This is a genomic window from Nonomuraea insulae (genome assembly GCF_042656245.1).
Genome location: NZ_JBHSPA010000089.1, coordinates 38,843 through 56,889 on the forward strand (window position 1 = coordinate 38,843; position 18,047 = coordinate 56,889).

Below are 18,047 nucleotides of genomic sequence, written 5' to 3' on the forward strand. Positions count from 1 at the left end.
CTCGCCTGACCTTCGGCTTCGCGTCGGGGCTCGGGGGTGACCGGAAGGTCAACATCGCGTACAAGGATGCGCTGATCTAGGTCAGGGCGGATTGCCACGCCCACACCACCGTGTGCCGGCACCCGGGCCACTCATCTCGCCGGCTCTGGGACGGACCCGCAGCGACGCGGCTGGAGCGGTGGTTTCTGTTTGTGGGAAGTGACCGCTCTCATCCGGACGGACCGACCTGCATGTGAGGATCGACTCCGAGGGCCGCACTTCTGACCGGCGCCTGGGACCAGGAGAACCTGTACCGGGCCAATAAGCCCAGCCATACCACCGAGGACGCCTCCACCAACTTCAAGGGTGTCGACGTGAACTGCGCCACCTGGCCGGACAGCATGGACTGGAATATCACCGGCATCGCACAAGACTGGCCGCCGGCGCCGCCAACCACGGCTTGGTGCTCAAGTCGCCCGGCGAGGCGAACATCAACAACTTCCGCATGTTCACCTCCTCGAAGAACACCAACTCAGCTTGTTCTTAATCCGCCTAATCGTTGTGTTGGACGGCGGTTTGATCGTTTCGCGGACAGCGAGACTGCCTTGCAGTGATCATGTGCGGTGTCGAGTCGCTCAAAGCACTAGCGGGTGACGATTGTCAGCGCTGAAGTGCGGTCGAGCCGGTCCAGCTGGCCAGAAGATCGAGTGCCTGGCGTTCGGGTGAATCGGGCGCGGGCGAGTAGATGGTGATACAGAGCCCGGGGTCAGCGGGCAGATCGAGGGCTTCGTAGGGCAGGGCTAGGTCCCCGACGAGCGGGTGGTGGAGTTGCTTCACGCCGGAGCGGGGGAACTTCACGTCGTGCCTAGCCCAACGCTGGGCGAACTCGTCGCTCTTTGTGGAGAGCTCGCCGATCAGGTCCGTCAGGCCCTTGTCTCGCGGCGAGCGGCCGGTCTCGGTGCGCAGGAAGGCGACCGAGTCGTTGGCGGCTTTCTCCCACTCGGACCAGAAATCGGCGGAACCAGGATCGAGGAACAGGAACCGCGCGGTGTTGACCGGACCACGCTGCGCGAACAACGGGGAATCGTAGACCGGGGCATACAGAGCCCGGCCGAGAGAGTTGGCGGCGAGGATGTCGAACCGTCCGTTGCGGATGTAGGCCGGCAGGTCGGTCATCGCGTCGAGCATCCGCAGAATCACCGGTCGGATCCGCCCAGGCGCAGCGGGTGGTCGGCGCTGGGACGCCGTGGCCGCGCGGGCCAGGTCGTAGAGGTAGGCCCGCTCGGCATCGTCGAGCTGAAGTGCGTGGGACAAGGAGTCCAGCACCGAGTCCGAGGCGCCGCTCAAGTTCCCGCGTTCGAGGCGGATGTAGTAGTCAATGCTCATCCCGGCCAGCAGTGCCACCTCCTCCCGGCGCAACCCGGTCACACGTCGATTGACACCGAAGACGGGCAGCCCTGCCTGCTGCGGCGTTATGCGGGCGCGACGAGTACTGAGGAACTCCCGCACCTCGTCGGCCTGCTCATGCCTCTCGCTGTCGGTCACATCACCACCGTAGGTCGTGCGGCGGTGTGCTGGGAGGTACTGCCGTTACCCGGAAGAGCAGTAACTCTCACCCGCGCACGAACACGGGTTTCATGGGAGGGACCCAGCAAGGCAGATAGACCCTGCACAGCTTCGAGAGGTCAGCCGGCAAGCTCGGCGTCGAACACATCGACCTGCTGATCCTCCGCCAAGCCCTCCCGTACACCTAGAAGGACCGCAAGTGGTAGACATCACAACGCATGCAGAACTTTTCGATCTGAGTGGAAAGCGCGCGCTCGTCACCGGTGGCACCAGAGGCATCGGAATGATGATCGCGCGTGGCCTTCTCCAGGCGGGCGGCCGCGTGGTCATCAGCTCACGCAACGCAGAAGCGTGTGCTCAGGCGCAGGAGCAGCTGTCCAAATTCGGTGAGGTGCGGGCCATCCCCGCCGACCTGTCCCGCCACGACGAGTGTCGGCGACTGTCCGACCTCGTCACCGCCGACTCGGAGCGTCTCGACATCCTCGTCAACAACGCGGGCGCCATGTGGGACGAGCCGCTGGCGACGTTCCCAGACGCGGCCTGGGACACGGTCGTCGACCTCAACCTGAAGTCGCCGTTCTGGCTAGTCCAGGCGTTGCTGCCCGCACTTCGCAGGGCGGGCACCGCCGACGATCCCGCGCGGATCATCAACATCGGCAGCATCGCCGCCATCCACATCCCCCAGCGGCCCAACTACTCGTACTCCAGCAGCAAGGCCGCACTGCATCAACTCACCAGAGTGCTCGCCAAGGAACTAGGACCGCAGTACGTCACCGTGAACGCCGTGGCGCCGGGACCGTTCCCGTCGACGATGATGGCTGCAACGCTCGATGAGCTCGGCGAGGCGATCGCGGCCTCGGCTCCACTACGCCGGATCGGCCGCGACGACGACATGGCGGGTGTCGCCGTGTTCCTCGCCAGCCGGGCAGGCGCATACCTAACGGGCGCCGTGATCCCCGTCGACGGCGGCATCGCCACAACCGCGTAGGCCGCCTAGGCGAGGACATCATCGACGCCAACGAACCGACACCGGGATTACCGACCGCGTTCAGCGTTTGGTCGTGCGCGTGCGGCCCCGACTGCGGCGACCGTCTCCCGGCAACGCTCCGGTCGCCGCGCTCGATCGGTCCTCCGTGCTGGGTTGCGGTTGGACGTATGCGTATGTGGAGACACCCCCGCTTACTCTGGCGATAAGCGGGGAGTCCTCCACTTATAGACGAAGCGAGGAGCGCACGTGGTGGCACGCGGCGGCGAACGCCCGCTACGCGCTGATGCGCAGCGCAACCGTGACCGGAACGCAGAGCAGGGCCTCGACGTGACGTGCGATGCGATCGCCACGAGCCGTCTGGTTCTGTTCGGGAGAACCGGTCCGCTAGGCCGCGAGGAATGATAGTCAGAAGTTCAACACGCTGGACTTGACAGAAGATGTCCATCGTCGTCACCTGGCCGGTCGGGCCGACCACCTCGGCGAGTAGGGACGCGAAGTAGCGGCGCCTCCCGCATGAACGCGGCGTCGGCGTCAGGGTCACGGTCGACGCCCGGCGGTGGGCGCCCGGAAAGCGGGCTTGTCCGGTTCTGAGGGGGCGGGGGAGCGATCATTCGGGGCCGTGGCAGTGGCTGCTGTTCCCCGACGTCCCCGACGTCCCCGGCGGCACCACCAGCTACGCCACCATCGTCGCACCGCCGCCCAGTCCGGCGGCCGCTGTTGAAGTGGGCCGGGTCGCGGCCCGCGTGCTCGCCGGCGAGTTGCGGGGTCTGATCAGCGAAACTGGAGAGCGTCCTTCGAGAGACGCCGGCTCCACGGCGAACGTCGGGCGATAGCCCCGTCGGAAGACTCGCTCGGCGACGACCCGCCGCAGACCGAAGCTGAGGCGAAGGGCCGAAAGCCTTGGCGGACCAAAACTGTCAGTGACCGCCGTCACACTGCGTGTCATGGCAGATGAGTCCCTCGAACTGGGCGAGATCACGATCTCCGACTGGCACGGCCACGCCGACAAGACGGCCGAAGTCCGCTTCCGCACGATCGCCAGACGCCTCCCATCGCTCGTGCACCAGGCGCTGAGCGTGGCTTGGAAGGCCAGCCCTCGCGACACCCTGTACGCGATCACTCTCAACGTGCTCGGCGGCGTCTTCACCGCCTTCGGACTGCTGGCCACCACCGGCGTGCTCACCGCGCTGTTCACCGCCGGGCCAACGATCGACCGTGTCATGGCGACGCTGCCCAGCCTCGCTCTGGTCGCCTCCGCGGCCGCGCTGCGCGCCGTGGTGCAGGCGGGGGCCGGATGGGCGCAGTCCTGGCTCAATCCCCAGATCGCCCGCCTGACCGAGGAGGACCTCTACAGCCTCACCAGCCAGGTCACGCTCGTCTCCTTCGACGACCCGGACTTCCACGACTCCCTGGAGCGCGCCACCTCACGCGGCATGTACGTCGCCTCGACCGCGGTCGCCTCCGCGATCGACATGCTCACCGCCGCCGTCGGCCGCACCGCCGTGGCCGGCGTCCTCGGCGTGCCCAGACTCGACCGGACGGTCACTGACATCTACGCCAACCGGGCCCGCCCCGAGACAGACCGGCCCGGCCGCGCACCTGCACGCCCAGGGCGTACCGCCCGGCCAAGCACTACTGATCACGCAACGGCAGGAGCCTGCCCACGACCTCACCTGCACCAAAGACGGGCCTGCCGTTGAGCGCCCGCCACGAGTCCATCCCCCCGACTGAACGGAGCTCGTCAGTGAGTGCCAGGACCAACACCCCTGAGGCAGAAGACACCTCGCAACACGACACCCCGAAGGAGGGTGACGCACAGACCGGCACCCCCGATCCACTGTTCGGGAGCGGTATCCGCTACACCATGGGCTGGGCCCGCCACGAAGGCGACAGGACGGCCGGGTTCGGCCGGATGATGCGCCGTCTGCCCGAGCTGGTCGGCATCTGCCTCAAGCTGAGCTGGCGAGCCGACCGCAACGCCCTGATCATCGTCACCGCCTGCCAGCTCCTGGTCGGGGCCGCCACAGCGGGCGGACTCCTGGCCACCAACAGCGTCCTGCAGCAACTCCTGACCGCAGGACCGACCCCGGACCGGATCACGGCCGCGCTGCCCGCGCTCGCGCTGGTCGGCATCTCGGCCATCGCCATCGCGGTGATGACCGCCTGGTCCAACGCCATGTCCGGCCGCCTCAAGCCCAAAGTGGAACGCCTGGCCTACACCGAACTGCTGGCCAGGTCCGCCCGGGTGGAGCTCCTGCACTTCCAGCGCGCCGACTTCCACGATCTGTTGGACGCCGCGCAGTACGGGGCCGGGTGGATCGACCTGGTGATCGAACAGCTCATCAAGACCGTCACCGCGGTGATGGGCATCATCGCCGCCGCCGGCGTCCTGGGGGTGCTGCACCCCCTGCTGCTCCCGCTTCTGCCTCTCAGCGTCGTTCCCCGGGGCTGGGCCGCCATCCGCGCCACCCGGATGCGCAACGAGTCCCGGCTGACATGGCTGTCACACATGCGCCAGCAAGCCAGCCTCACCAGCCTGTTGACCAGCAAAGATCCAGCTGAGGAGATCCGCGCTCACGCCGCAGGAAACTTCCTGCTGAGCCACTACGACCGGCTCGCGACCCACTCGGCGCTTGAGCAGGCGCGTCTGGCCCGCGCCGACGCCAAAGCCGATCTGGTCGCGGGCGCTCTCAGCGGGCTGACGACAGCGGCGACCTACGTGCTGCTCGGCTGGCTGCTGGCCACCGGCCGGATGGCGCTGGCCGCCGCCGGTACCGCCGTCCTGGCCATCCGCACGGGCACCAACCAGCTCGGGAGCGTAGTCAGCTCACTGGCCTACATGCACGAGTACGGCCTCTACACCGCAGACTGGAGGGACGCCTGCCGGCAGGCCCAGGAGCTGGCCATCCCCGAAGGAGGAACCGTCACCCCGGCAACCGGCCCGGAACGGATCGAGGTCCGAGACCTGCGCTTCAGCTACGTCAACGCCGACAAGCCCGCCCTCAACGGGGTGAACCTCACGATCCGTCGCGGCGAAGTGGTCGCCCTGGTCGGCCACAACGGCTCCGGCAAAACCACCTTGGCCAAACTCCTCACCGGCCTGTACCTGCCCGAGGAAGGGTCGGTCACCTGGGACGGCGTCGACACCGCCCACCTCGACCGCGACCGCGCCTTCAACAGCGTGGCCCTGCTGTCACAGGGCTTCGAACGCTGGCCCTTCACCGTCCGCTCCAACGTCGCGATCGGCCGCCATCAGACCGATCCGACGGCCGAGGCCCTCACCCGAGCAGCCGCATCGGCCGGCGCGGCCGACCTCATCGAAGAGCTGAAAGACGGCTGGGACACCCTGTTGGCATCCGAGTTCCAAGGCGGGATCAACCTGTCCGGCGGGCAGTGGCAGCGCATCGCCCTCACCCGCGCCTACTTCCGCGACGCGCCGCTCCTGGTACTCGATGAACCCACCGCCGCCCTCGATCCCCGCGCCGAGGCCGCGACGTTCACCGGGGTGCGGGCACTGGCGGGCGGCCGCACCGTCGTCCTCATCACCCACCGCCTGCATTCGGTGCAGCACGCCGACCGGATCCTCGTCCTGCAGGACGGCGTGATCACCGAAAACGGCACCCACCAAGAGCTCCTCGAATTGGCGGGGGAATACGCCGAGCTGTGGGCGTTGCAGGCCAGCCAGTACAACGCCGACACCCCCACACCCTGACTTCGAATGCCGGCCGTACCAGGACCTCGGCGTACTCCTTACTCGGAGGAAAGCGGCGCGGGAAAGTACGCGGCCCAGGACACCGACAGATCGCAACTCCTCCTGCTGCCGGTGCGCTCCTCGGGGGCGAGCCGTCGATGTCCACGGGTGGTGGCGCGTCGCTAGGGTGAATCCCGCGCCAACATGGCGACGCGCCAACAGAGCAGACCGCCACGGCGCGGTCTGCTCGCCGGGCCCAGGCGACCGTCCTGCAGCGAGCCTGGCTGGAGGCCGCGCACACCGCAGACTCCCGTTCCTCCCGTCTCGAGTTCGCCGCGTCCGCACCCCGAGCGTTCAAGGCCCTGATGGGCCCGGCAATTCCTGCACCTGGCCGCGCGACGACAGGCCATGACGGCTGATGCGGCCAGGGCCCTTGCAAGACCACCCTCGCCAAGATCCTGGCCGGCCTGTACGAGCCCGACACCGGCGCCGCCCACTGGGACGACGTCGATCTGGCCACCGTCCACCCCGACACGATCCGCCTGCGCACCGCCGTCATCGCCCAAGACCACACCCGCTGGCCACTCACGGCCCGATACAACATCACCATGGGCACCGACAAGGGCGAGCCCGCCCTGCACGCCGCCGCCGCTATCGCCGGAGCCGACGACGTCATCGCCGGCCTGCCCCACGGCTACCGCACCCTGCTGGACCGCCGCTTCAAGGACGGCTGCGAGCTGTCCGGCGGACAATGGCAGCGCATCGCCGTCGCCCGCGGCTTCCACCGCGACGCCGACCTGCTCATCTGCGACGAACCCACCGCCGCCCTCGACGCCCGCGCCGAACACGCCGCATTCGAGGGCCTGCGCGCCCACGCCAACGGCCGTACCGTCATCCTGATCACACACCGCCTGGCCAGCGTTCGCTACGCCGACCGCATCTACGTCCTCGACCACGGCAAGATCACCGAACAGGGCACCCACGAAACGCTGATCGCCGCCGGCGGCCTGTACAGCGACCTGTACACCCTCCAGGCCACGGCCTACCGGTAGCAAGCCGCCACCACCTGTACGCGCCTACGCCGGCCTCGCCCAGCGGCCCCGCCATCACCGTCATCGACGCTGTCGGCCTGAGCATCCCCGCCCCACCCCTAAGACGATCATCGGTTGCGGCGCTCCAACCGAATCGGCGTCGCAAGGCTCCGCGTGACCAGTGTCATCGCCACGCGGAGCCACCCATGCCGTCATCGCCTCAGCGTCCCCCGCAGATCTGCTCGCCGAACTGCGCCGCCTTCACGCCGATGCTTCTGAGAAGCAGGATGAGGTGCTGACCGCGCTGGGCATGCGCCCGCTGACCGGCGGCCGCCAAAACCACGTCTACGCCACCACCGGCGTGGCCCCCATAGGCATCAAGATCTACAAAGCAGACCACCTGCAGCGTGCCCAGCGCGAATGGGCGGCCCTCCAGACGTACAGTCCGTCTCAGACGGCGGCACGTCGTCCGGTTTGATCGCGACGTCGCCGGCGGTGGCGTCCTCGACCGGCGGCCGCTCGCCCGTGGATGTGCCACGAGAACAGTCGTACACAGGCTCAACGCCGATCTACCAGAGAACCCAAGGGCTCTCCGCACCGCCGCTGTACGAGGCCGTGCCCGTCTTCCTCCACCGCTGGCGGACGTCGTGCTTGGCCCCGATCCGCGGAACCGTGACGGTGAACGGGCCGCACGTGACCATCGCCCCGTCCCGCGGAGGAGCGGCGCCCGTACAGATGAAGGGCTGGGAGGCGTTGACGTCCGCGTCGGTGTTGTACAGCTGGACGTGAATGTCCGAACGCACCGAGCTGGACCCTCGGATCCGCCCCATGAGGTAGAGCAGGTCGCCCACTCTGGCCATGCAGGGCGACATCTCCGTGGCCGTGCTGGTGGAGAACCACGAACGGCACCGCCAGTTCGGCTCCGAGTTCTGGGGCGGCGCGGTGTCCTCGTCCGGCGTCGCGGGGACCGTGTCTTTCGCCTCCGCCTTCGGAGCGGTCGAGGATCGTTTGGGGTCAGGAGCCGGGGTCCGCTGCGTCACCGGCCTCTCCGACCTCGGCGGCTCGGAGACGACGGCCTTCGGCGTACGGCTGCGCACCGGCGAGGTCTTCGATGACGGTACGGACGGGCTCACCACGGTGGCGGACGGGGCCGCGGTGGTCACGGTGCCGACGGCGGCGGTCGGCCCCGTTGACATGACGGCCAGATTCTCCGTGGCCCCGGCGCCCGGCGCCCGCCATGGCGCCACGACGGCCACCGCCGCCGCGCTGAGCGCCAGGGCGGTGGTGGTGGTCGCGATGACGATCAGCCGCTGCCGCGATCGCCCACGTCCTGGCGAGGCCGCGGTCCCTACGCCGGAAGGAGCGGTCCCCTCCGTTCCGGAGGTCCTGGCATCGACGGGAGCGCTCACCGAAGGGAGAGGCTCCGAGGTGGCGGACGGGGCCTCTCCTCTGGCCACCCGGGGCAGGGCGGGCAGCCCTGACAGCGACGGCATCGCTTCGCGCAGCGCCATCGCCACCGCACCGGCGTGCGGACGCCCGGCCGGGTCTTTCGCGGTGCAGGCCGAGATGGCCGACCACAGGGCGTCGGGCATCCCGGGCAACCGCCGGGGCGTGGCCGTCGCATGCTGCCTGAGCAGGGCCATCGGGTGGTCGCCGACGAACGGCGGGCGGCCGGCGAGCAGTTCGTAAAGGATCAGGCCGATGGCGTACACGTCCACCGCCGGCGTGGGAGCGCCGCCGTCGGCCACCTCTGGAGACAGGTACGTGGGGGTGCCGATGATCGAAGTGGTCTGGGTGAGCCCCGGGCCGTGGACGATGCGGGCCACGCCGAAATCCGTGAGCCGTACCTGCCCGGTGGCTCCCTCGATCAGCACGTTTCCCGGCTTGACGTCGCGGTGCACGACGCCCACGGCATGCGCGGCCGCCAGCGCGTCGGCCACCTGGGCCATCATCCGGGCCGCCTCCGCAGGAGGCAGCGTGCCGTGCCGCTGGAGCAGGGTGCGGAGATCGCCGCCCTCGACGAGATCCATCACGAGGGCCAGGCGCTCTCCCTCGATGACGAAGTCGCGCATCGTGACGATGTGGGGATGACGCAGGGTCCGCATCACATTGCGTTCCTGTACGAACCGCAGCACCAGATCCTGGTCGCCGGTGAGGTTGCTGCGCAGTAACTTCACCGCCACGATCTCGCCGGTGTCCCGGTGGCGCGCCCGCCAGACGGTCCCCATCGCACCGGCGCCGATCTCGTCCAGAAGCACGTACTGGCTGCCCAGAAATGCCTCGGACCCGCCCCCCGTGACCATCGCCCGCCCTCTCTCTCGAACAATGGAGATCACAATAGCCAGGTGGATCCCGGCCGAGGAAGATCAGCAGAACCGGGCACACCCTCGCCAGCCTGGGGCAGCCCGGCGCCTGGGGGCGACCGTGAGGCGGCGGGGCGGAAGAGCTGCGCCGCCTCACGGCCTTCCTCACCTGGCGCTCACGGGGGATATCGCCGGGCGAGGGGCGGTCGTGCCTGAAAAGGTGCAGGCCGGGTCGCCCGTTGCTGCGGGTCCTGGACCCGACCTGCGCTGGCGGGTGCGAAGACGGGGCGGTTCAGATCTCGCACAGATCGAACTGTCTCGCCTCGCACCGGACGTGGCACGCGGCACTGTTCCTCTCAGCGCCGCTGACCTTGCTGCGCCGTGTTGATGGCCGGCCGCCACGCCACGATGAAGGGTTCAGCCGCGCGCGTACGCGGCGCGGCAGATGCGGGCGCGCAGCCACACGTACGGGTGGGCCGGTAACACTCGCCACAGCACCCTTAAGGGAAGCTGCCACCAGGGCAGAGCCCATCGGGAGCGGGCCACGACCTGCGACCACAGGCGCCAGAGCGGTGGCGCGCCGGCGCCGTGCAGGTGGGCGGCCGGGATGTCACAGCTGATCTCGATCGCCCAGCGGGCCGTCAGGCACACCAGGACGAGGACGGCTCCGGCAGGCAGGACGGTCATGCCGGGCGCGAGGATCCCGACGATCATCCCGCCGTCGACGATGGCGGACATGACAAGCCGGGTGATCCGGGACCGGGATGGGGTCAGGTGCGTGCACTCGTGCGCGAGGACGAAACGCAGCATCTCTGTATCGCCGTCGAGCAGATGGTCACCGACGAGAAGGGCAGCGCGGCCCATCCCCCGGAACAGCGCAGCCCCCGCCGTAGCGCGCATCTGGCAGGTGCAGGACGCCTCCCCATGGCCGCATGTGCAGGTGACCCGGAACAGGGACGCCTGGTAGCCGCGCTCCTGGAAGCGGTCCAGCGCGTCCTGAACGGCCCGGTCTGTCTCCGGAGACAGGTGCGCGCGGACGGTCTGCTCGTACGGGGGCGCGGTGTCCCAGTCGATCCGGCTGACCGGCGTGATCGAACGGAGCTTCCTCCAGGCGACGATCAGCCAGGACACGGCGACGAGGCCGGCATACACGGCCAGCGCCATCACTGGTCCGATGGCTGTGCTCAGCGCGAAGCCCGCCGCGATGAGGGGCACGGGCAGGAAGACGGACAACAACCATGCGAGCGTCGAAGTGGCCTTCCGGACGCGCTGCTCCCCGAACTCCTGGAACGTCAACTGCTTACGGTTGGCCGCTGGGCGGCGGGGCTGGGGCTTGGTATCGGTGGGCATTGTGATGCGAATCTCCGGATGGGGGGATGTTCACGTCCCGGCGCTCTTGCGGGGCGCTGGAAGGGGTGGTGGCCAGGAGGCCCACGGCCTGCGACTGCCGCAGGACACGCGCCTCCTGGCTCATACGAAAGGCAGGGGAGCGGTAACACGCAGGAGGAACTGCCGTGGGACGGCGGTGTACGGTCCGCCGTCCCACGGCTGGACGCCCCGGCCGGGAGGATGGCCGGGGCGGAACGCGCTACCGGCGCCCCCGGGGCGGGTTCACATCGGCAGCGCGAAGAGGTGGGCGCCGCGAGGCCGTGCTCTCCAGCTCGACTCGCCCGGCTGTTGAACTGTGTGTCTGCATGGCACTCCTTTGCGCGGGTGGGCGTTACGTCCAGGCGAGGGCGTGGCCGGGTGGTGGTGTGCCCTGGCGTGATCGGAGTAGACGGCGTTGGAGCAGTAGAAAACCGCCGTTGGCGGTGATGCCGGTGGCGCCGAGCAGGAGGATCACTGCCCACATGGCGGGTACGTCCAGGGTGGCAGCGGCTTGCTGGAGCCGGTAGCCGAGCCCGTCGGTGCTGGCGGTCAGCTCGGACACCACCATCATGATCAGGGCGAGGGAGACGCTCAGCCGTAGCCCCGCCGGGATCCTGGGGGCGGCGGCGGGCACGAGCACTGACAGCAGCCGTCGCCACCGTCCGAGCCGGAACACGTCGGCGGTGTCGAGGTAGGCGTGGTGCACCTGCCGGACGCCGTCCGCGGTGTTGATCAGGATGGGCCAGATGACGCCGCACACGATGGTGGCGAGCTGGGTGGGGGTGCCGATTGGCAGGGTGGCCAGGAAGAGGGGCAGCAGTGCGGGGGGCGGGATGGCGCGGGCAACGTGCAGGATCGGGTCGGTGAGTGCGGCCAGGATGGGCAGGCGGCCGAGCGCGAGCCCGGCGGTCAGGCCGAGGGTGGCGGCCAGGGTCCAGCCGAGCGCCAGGCGGGTCAGGCTGGGCAGCAGGTCGGCCAGCGCCTCCTCGGTCAGGAAGGCGCGGCTGGCCGGGCCGGCGAACCACAGGCGGTAGGCGCGGGCGATGACCGTGGTGGGAGGCGGGAGGTAGAGCAGGTTGTGGGTGCGGGCGATGGCCTCCCAGGCGATCAGCGCAGCCAGGGCGGGCATCACACGGGTCAAAGGACGCACGGGGCGCAGGAAGTTGGGCAGGGGGTGGCGCCGGTGTGTGGCGGTCATCGGGCTTCTCCGGTGGTGTGCCGGTGCCACGCGAACAGGCGTCGTTCGCCCGCGCCGCACAGTTCGGTGGCGGCCAGGCCGAGCAGTCCGGCGGCGAGGGTGGCGGCCAGCGCGTGGGCAGGCTGATCGAAGCTGTAGGCGTTGACGATGTAGGTGCCGATGCCGGGCGTGCCACCGGTGATGACCTCGACGCTGACCGACACGATCAGCGCGACGGGGACGGCCAGGCGCACGCCGGTGCCGATGTGGGGTGCGGTGCTGGGCAGGCAGACGCGCCACAAGATGGTGAGCGGGCCGAAGCCGTAGGCGCGCAGCGTGTCCTTGGCCAGCGGTTCGACCTCCAGCATCCCGTACAGGGTGTTGATCAGGATCGGCCAGGAGCAGCTGTAGACGATCAACATCGTCTTGGCGGCGCTCGGGTCGCCGAACAGGGACAGCGCGAGCGGGATCAGCACCAGCGACGGGATCGAGCGCAGGAACTCCAGCACCGGCCGCAGCGCGCGTTCGATGCCGGGCAGCGCGCCGAGCAGCAGTCCCGCCGTAACGGCCAGCCCGAAGGCGGCGGGCAGGCCGACAGCGCAGGCGTACACGGTGGCGTAGGCGTGCGCGGCGAACTCGCCGTCGGTCAGGAGGCCGGTTGCGGCGACTGCCACGATGGAGGGGGCGGGCAGCACGCGGGCAGCGGGCGGGCCGAGGCGGTGGGCCAGTTCAGCGGTCGCGCCGCACAGGACCAGGCCCGCTGCGCCGAGCAGGGCGCGGCGCCGCCACGTCAGTGCTGTGCTCAAGGGACTCTCCACGGAAGGGGCGTGGCTGGCGGGCGGGGGCGGGCGACCGGTACAGGGGTGTGGGGTGACCGGTCGCCCGCCCCCGCGGGGCGGGCTGGGATGGCTGGCGGGATCAGTCGCTGTCAGCCGTGGCGATCATGAGGGTGTGGCCGCCGGGCAGGCAGGTGGTGTTGATGAGGTCGAGCCCGGCCAGCGCCAGCAGGGCGCGGTATTGCCGCAGCGTGCGCTCCCGGCCGCCAGCGAACAGGCTCATCATCCGCAGGTCCAGGTCGATGGCGCTGGTGTGCACGCCGGGCTCGGGCAGCGGCACCTCGACCACCCACAGTTGGGCGTGCGGACCTGCCTCCTTCAACGCCCGGCGGACGTTGCCCAGCAGTCGCAGGTTGGTGGGGTCGTCCCCGTTGTGCAGGATGGAGGAGACGATGATCACGTCAGCGGGCGGGCAGACCTCGTCGAAGATGTCGCCCGTGTCGAACTCGACGCGCCCGGCCAGATTCTGCTCGGCTAGATGGCGTTCAGCGCGGGCGGCGACGGCGGGGCGCTCGACGAGGATCCCATTCAGGCGCGGGTGAGCAGTTAGGATCATGCCCAGCAGGGTGCCGTCCCCGCCGCCGAGGTCGGCCACGGTGCTGGCGCCGCCGAGGTCGCGGGCGGCCAGCGCGGCGGCCAGACCGGTGGTCCGGCTACTCATGAACGCGTCGAACATGGGAGCCAGGCCGGGAGTGGCGGTCACCAGCGGGTAGGGGGTGTTCTCGCCGTTCAAGACGTGGGGGTGTCCGGTGCAGATGGTATCGGCCAGGCTGTCGCCCGCCTGCTGCCACAGCGGTGAAGTGATCACGCCGAGGGCGGCCCACATCGCCTCGCCGGGGCGCAGGGCCTGGCCGAGCGGGGTCAGCCCGTAGCGGCCACGCTCGTCAACGGTCAGCACGCCATGGGCGTGCATGTCGTGCAGGAAGCGGCCCAACATCTGTGGGTCGGCCTGGCAGATCTCGGCGAGGTCGTCGCTGTGGCGAAACTCGTCGTCGTCCAGGATGTCGGCGATGCCGAGGGTGACGAACGCCTTCAGCGCCTTCAGTCGCATGTCAGCGCCGGTCATCTGCTGGATGGCCTCTTGCGTCCTGATGGCCTGCCCCCGGGCGGCGTCGAACGAGCCGGTGTCGGTCTCGCCGACGCCGTTGGGGCCCTCAACGGGCAGGACGGGCAGGTCGCGGTCGTGGACGCTCATGGAGTGACTCCGGAGGAGATGAGGGCGGTGGGAGAGGTGGAGGGCGAGTTGGGCGTCTGCCAGAGGAGATCGGTGACGTTGATCCGCTTGGTGAGGTACTGGTCCGCGTCGGCTTTGCCTTTGGAGAAGTCGAGCATCGCGTCGGCGACTCGTTGCAGGCGGGTGGTGTTGAGCGTGGTCGGGAACGAGCCGAGCGCGATCGAGTTGGCCGTCGCGGCCTCGATGTGCGTGTAGGAGGGGAGGATCTTCTTGACCGTGCTGTCGTCCCGGGCGGCCAGTTCCTGCCCGCGGGCCAGAGCGCGTTGGAAGCGCAGGACGAGATCGGGATGCGCGTTGGCCCATTTCGTGGAGACCGCCCAGCCGGCGACCGGCCACTGACTGGTGCCCGACGTGGCGACGTCGGCCAGCACGCGACCGCCGTATTCGCCTTTGAAGAAGGTGATGAACGGCTCAGTCATCCACCCCACATCGACGCGCCGGTTCTGGACGGCCGCGGCCATCTGCGGCAGCGGAACCTGCACGAACTTGATGTCGGCCGCGGTGACCCCGGCTATTCGCAGCGTGCTTTCCGCAGTGAGGGTGGCGACGCTTTTGAAGGTTCCCACGCCGATGGTGATCTTCCTGCCGGTGCCGTTCCACTTCAGATCCGCCAGGCTCTGGATCGGCGAATCCTTGGCGACCATCAGCAGGAAGCAGTTGTTCTCGGCTTGGTAGGCGTCGGCGATCAGGCGGGCCAGGCCGGGCCGCCTGTCCTCGATCGCGTATCCCGTGACGTAGTTCCACAGCGCTACGTGGGTGTCGCCGCTTTCCAGGCCCGGGACCGCGTCGGATGAACCCCGGATCTCGGTCCACCGGATCTTCAGGCCCTCTTCGGCGAAGTAGCCACAGTGTTCGGCGATCTTCGCCGGTGCGACGTCGGGGATGGAGATGATGGCCACCTGGAGGGTAATGAGTTCCCCGGTCGCGCCGGTGGTTGCCAGCGAGGTTGGCGCGGTGTTCGGGCCGCAGATGCCCGTCGATTTGGGCGTCGTTGTGGTGGTGCTCGGCGACGCGCATCCCACCGCGAGCACGCAGAGTGCCAATATGACGGAGAGTGTTCGTTTCATGGATGTCCAAACAGAAAGGGGGGCGGAGCGGCCAGTGCAACGGCCGTGGTGCGGCATCACGCGTTAGCCGAGATCGGCGGCACTGCCATAGCTGGACTCCCAGCGACTCCTCCGCGATCAGGGAGCGGCAGTCGGGATCTACCTGGGGCCGAACAGCAGCGACCAGGTCAAGGCCGTCATGACGATCAGCCGCGCGAGTCCGGGGCGGACGGTCGTGCCGTCCGGCAGGTCCGGCGTCCAGGGGTCGCCCATGACGAGGACGATGAGGTCCATACGGGGTTCCTCTTCATCGCTGGCAGGCGGGGGCGTTCAGGTGCGGCGGGGGTGGCACGGGGGGCGTTACCCATGTGTGGTTCGAGCAGTCACCGGAAGCCGCCGTAGGTCTTGCGTGTCATCTCTGGATCCTCCCTTCAGGGCTTTCGCACGGTGGTGATCAACTGGCCCGGTTGTTGCGGGTTCGGCGGATGCGGCGGGCCTGATCGGACAGCGTGCTGGCCATCGTGGGCACGTCCGGCTCCTCGACGACCTGTTGGACGCCGGCAGCACGCATCGCCGTCGTGATCGGCCGTTGGAGCGTGGCCGTAATACAGGGCCAGCCCTGCCCGTCCAGGCCACGCGCGATGTCATGGCTTGGGTGGGTGTAGACCAGCGCACGCAGGTCCGCGCTCATGTGGTGAGCGGGCTCCGGCTCGGGAGAGCGCCTCGTAAGCGACTCCTCGGCATTGTTCATCGCAGCAGCTTTCGCATCAGGTGCTGGCTCACGCCCTGGGAAAGGGGCCCTGACCCAGGGCGTGAGTGTCGGATGCTCTCGCAACCCAGAGAGACGGGGCCTACGTCTCTCCCCAGGTTGCGAGAGATGGTGCAGCGCGGCCACAGCAGAACCGTGGATGAGCGCAGTGGCCGCGCCGCAGCGCATGCGAGGTGATGGCTGTCGGTGCGAGTTGCCGCGCCGGCATCATCAGCTCCTGGTCAGAGCCCGGTCAGCAGGTAGGCCAGCCAGGTGCGGCCGGCGTGGGCAAGGCGCGTCTCCTCGGGCCGGCGGGTCAGGTGTCCATGTTCGGCACTGTGCAGCCGGGCCAATGTCCACAACGCGGTCAGACCGGTCACCTGAGCGGCAGGCAGTTCGCTCCACGCGGGAATGTTGGCCATTAGCGTCGCGGTGTACTCGGCACTGCAGCCCGCTTCGACGAAATGAGGGGCGAGAAGCGCCAGATCGACCCCGGTGGCGCCCCGGCACGCCTGTGACCAGTCCACCGCGTAGACCAGGCGGTCCTTGATGCGCAGGTGCCGCGGGCTGAGATTGCCGTGCAGCAGCGTGTCCCCCTGCAACGCACTCGGGTCGAACCTGTGGAGCGCGGACTCGAACAGACCCCGTCCGCGTAACTGCGTGGGCGTCTGGTTGAGCACGCGGTTGGCCATCATCCACATACTGGTGACCAGATCGACCACGGGCCGGGCGCGCTCATCCGGGCACGGGGTGAGCACCTTGCCCAGCCGCTGCACGGCGTCCAGGACGAGCGATACGTCCAGCGATTCCCGGACGGGCGCCAGGAACGCGTGGTCGGCGTTGTCGTTGATGAGCTCGTAGGCCAGCAGCATCCAGCCCTCCGTCGCCGTGTTCCACAGCAGGCGCGGCGCCGGCGCATCCAGGGGCAGGCTCAGGCTTGCCGACCGTTCCCGCTTGTAGAGCGGCAGGTCCGGGCTGCGTAGCGGGGTGGCGCGGAGGAACACTGCCTGGTGCGCGCTGTGGAGATGCAGGGCGAGGCCGGGGCGGGAGGTGCTGATGGACTGGATGCGCTCTATCGGTCCCGTGTGCCCTTGCAGGATGCGATCACGGACGGTGTAGGGCAGCCTGTCCAATTCGGGGAAGTCGCTCATGTTACCTCCAGGGGCGCTTGACAGGGTGTGTTGGCTGTCTCGCACCCCGGGGAGAGGAACGAGGCTCGTCCCTGGGGTGCGAGACGATGGCAGGACCGCGGGCCGTATGCGCTCCGCGACGGTCCGTATCGTCCAGTCAGATGGGCAGCGGTCATGCCTTCCGGCCCACCGCGCATACGCCGAATCGATCATCGGCCCCCGCGTTGATCATGCCTTCGGTCGGGCGCCACTGGTCCAGATAGACCAGGCCGGGCTCGATCAGCTCGAAGCCATCGAAGAACCGCTGGATCTGCTCCATCGTCCGCGGCACGACCGGAGCGCTGGCCTTGCGGCGCGCGTACTTATCGGCACCCGCCCGTGCGACACCGTCCGGGTCATCCCACAGATGAGACAAGATCAGATGGCTGCCCGGCGCCATCCGATCGCGGATGGTCTCCACCAGCCGTTCCGGGCCGTCCGCGTCGGTCAGCAGATGCAGCACCGCCACCAGCAGGACTGCCACCGGCTGAGCAAAGTCGATATGAGCACCTAGCTTGGGATGGTCCAGGATCCCCTTTGGGTCCCGCAGATCACCATCAATGGTGATCACGTCGGACCTGATTCCGGACAACAGAGCACGGGCGTGGACCAGCACGATCGGATCGTTATCGACGTACGCCACGCGCGCATCCGGGTCGATCTGCTGCGCCACCTCGTGCACGTTCGGCGAGGTCGGGACGCCGGTACCCAGATCGACGAACTGCCGGATGCCCGCCTGGGCCATGGCTTCCGTCGCACGAACCAGGAAACTTCGATTCGCCCGCGCCGTGGTCCGCGCGTTCGGAGCCACCTGCAGAACCTGCTCGGCCAGTTCCCGATCGGCCGCGAAATTGTCCCTGCCTCCCAGGAAGTAGTCGTACACCCGGGCGATGCTGGGCGTGCTCGGGTCC

15 protein-coding genes and 1 pseudogene are annotated in these 18,047 nt (G+C 68.9%); 5 read left to right on the forward strand and 11 right to left on the reverse strand.

Annotation, left to right across the window (positions count from 1 at the left end; translation table 11 throughout):
* Positions 1-639: 639 nt before the first annotated feature.
* Positions 640-1,524 (reverse strand): helix-turn-helix transcriptional regulator, encoded by an 885-nt coding sequence (locus ACFPZ3_RS55730; protein ID WP_379522589.1) that lies wholly within the window; start codon positions 1,522-1,524, stop codon positions 640-642.
* Positions 1,525-1,744: 220 nt separating this feature from the next.
* Here ACFPZ3_RS55730 and ACFPZ3_RS55735 point away from each other — a divergent pair, with 220 nt between their 5' ends.
* The 5 genes and pseudogenes from ACFPZ3_RS55735 to ACFPZ3_RS55755 all read left to right on the forward strand — a co-directional run bounded on the left by ACFPZ3_RS55735 (position 1,745) and on the right by ACFPZ3_RS55755 (position 7,733).
* Positions 1,745-2,533, forward strand: coding sequence for an SDR family oxidoreductase (locus ACFPZ3_RS55735; RefSeq protein WP_379522590.1), 789 nt, complete (start codon positions 1,745-1,747; stop codon positions 2,531-2,533).
* A gap of 944 nt (positions 2,534-3,477) precedes the next feature.
* Entirely contained in the window at positions 3,478-4,233 is a 756-nt protein-coding gene (locus tag ACFPZ3_RS55740) for a hypothetical protein (RefSeq protein WP_379522591.1), read from the forward strand.
* Positions 4,234-4,277: 44 nt separating this feature from the next.
* Positions 4,278-6,245: an ABC transporter ATP-binding protein gene (locus ACFPZ3_RS55745; RefSeq protein WP_379522592.1), complete on the forward strand. Its 1,968-nt coding sequence runs from the start codon at positions 4,278-4,280 to the stop codon at positions 6,243-6,245.
* 428 nt (positions 6,246-6,673) lie between these two features.
* Positions 6,674-7,276: pseudogene (locus ACFPZ3_RS55750) on the forward strand (ATP-binding cassette domain-containing protein); the annotation flags it as partial.
* A 271-nt stretch (positions 7,277-7,547) separates the two neighbouring features.
* A complete protein-coding gene (locus ACFPZ3_RS55755; protein ID WP_379522593.1) occupies positions 7,548-7,733 on the forward strand; it encodes a hypothetical protein in 186 nt (61 codons plus the stop codon).
* Positions 7,734-7,824: 91 nt separating this feature from the next.
* On the opposite strand, the gene ACFPZ3_RS55760 is transcribed toward ACFPZ3_RS55755, so the two are convergent.
* From ACFPZ3_RS55760 to ACFPZ3_RS55805, 10 genes are all read right to left on the reverse strand, one after another.
* Entirely contained in the window at positions 7,825-9,558 is a 1,734-nt protein-coding gene (locus tag ACFPZ3_RS55760; protein ID WP_379522594.1) for a serine/threonine-protein kinase, read from the reverse strand.
* A gap of 417 nt (positions 9,559-9,975) precedes the next feature.
* Positions 9,976-10,908, reverse strand: a complete 933-nt coding sequence (locus ACFPZ3_RS55765; RefSeq protein ID WP_379522595.1) for a hypothetical protein — start codon at positions 10,906-10,908, stop codon at positions 9,976-9,978.
* 370 nt (positions 10,909-11,278) lie between these two features.
* Positions 11,279-12,124 (reverse strand): ABC transporter permease, encoded by an 846-nt coding sequence (locus tag ACFPZ3_RS55770; RefSeq protein WP_379522596.1) that lies wholly within the window; start codon positions 12,122-12,124, stop codon positions 11,279-11,281.
* Positions 12,121-12,909 (reverse strand): ABC transporter permease, encoded by a 789-nt coding sequence (locus ACFPZ3_RS55775; protein WP_379522597.1) that lies wholly within the window; start codon positions 12,907-12,909, stop codon positions 12,121-12,123. Before ACFPZ3_RS55775 ends, ACFPZ3_RS55770 begins: the two co-directional genes overlap by 4 nt.
* Before the next feature lie 112 nt (positions 12,910-13,021).
* Entirely contained in the window at positions 13,022-14,134 is a 1,113-nt protein-coding gene (locus ACFPZ3_RS55780) for a methyltransferase (RefSeq protein ID WP_379522598.1), read from the reverse strand.
* On the reverse strand, positions 14,131-15,297 hold the full coding sequence (locus ACFPZ3_RS55785; protein ID WP_379522599.1) for an ABC transporter substrate-binding protein: 1,167 nt from the start codon (positions 15,295-15,297) through the stop codon (positions 14,131-14,133). The genes ACFPZ3_RS55780 and ACFPZ3_RS55785 overlap by 4 nt, the downstream gene beginning before the upstream one ends.
* A gap of 81 nt (positions 15,298-15,378) precedes the next feature.
* Positions 15,379-15,513, reverse strand: coding sequence for a hypothetical protein (locus ACFPZ3_RS55790; protein ID WP_379522600.1), 135 nt, complete (start codon positions 15,511-15,513; stop codon positions 15,379-15,381).
* 160 nt (positions 15,514-15,673) lie between these two features.
* Positions 15,674-15,910 carry a hypothetical protein gene (locus ACFPZ3_RS55795; RefSeq protein ID WP_379522601.1) on the reverse strand — a complete coding sequence of 79 codons (237 nt, stop codon included), beginning with the start codon at positions 15,908-15,910 and terminating at the stop codon, positions 15,674-15,676.
* 299 nt (positions 15,911-16,209) lie between these two features.
* Positions 16,210-17,118, reverse strand: coding sequence for a hypothetical protein (locus ACFPZ3_RS55800; protein ID WP_379522602.1), 909 nt, complete (start codon positions 17,116-17,118; stop codon positions 16,210-16,212).
* Between the two features lie 151 nt (positions 17,119-17,269).
* Entirely contained in the window at positions 17,270-18,019 is a 750-nt protein-coding gene (locus tag ACFPZ3_RS55805) for an SAM-dependent methyltransferase (protein WP_379522603.1), read from the reverse strand.
* Positions 18,020-18,047 lie beyond the last annotated feature (28 nt).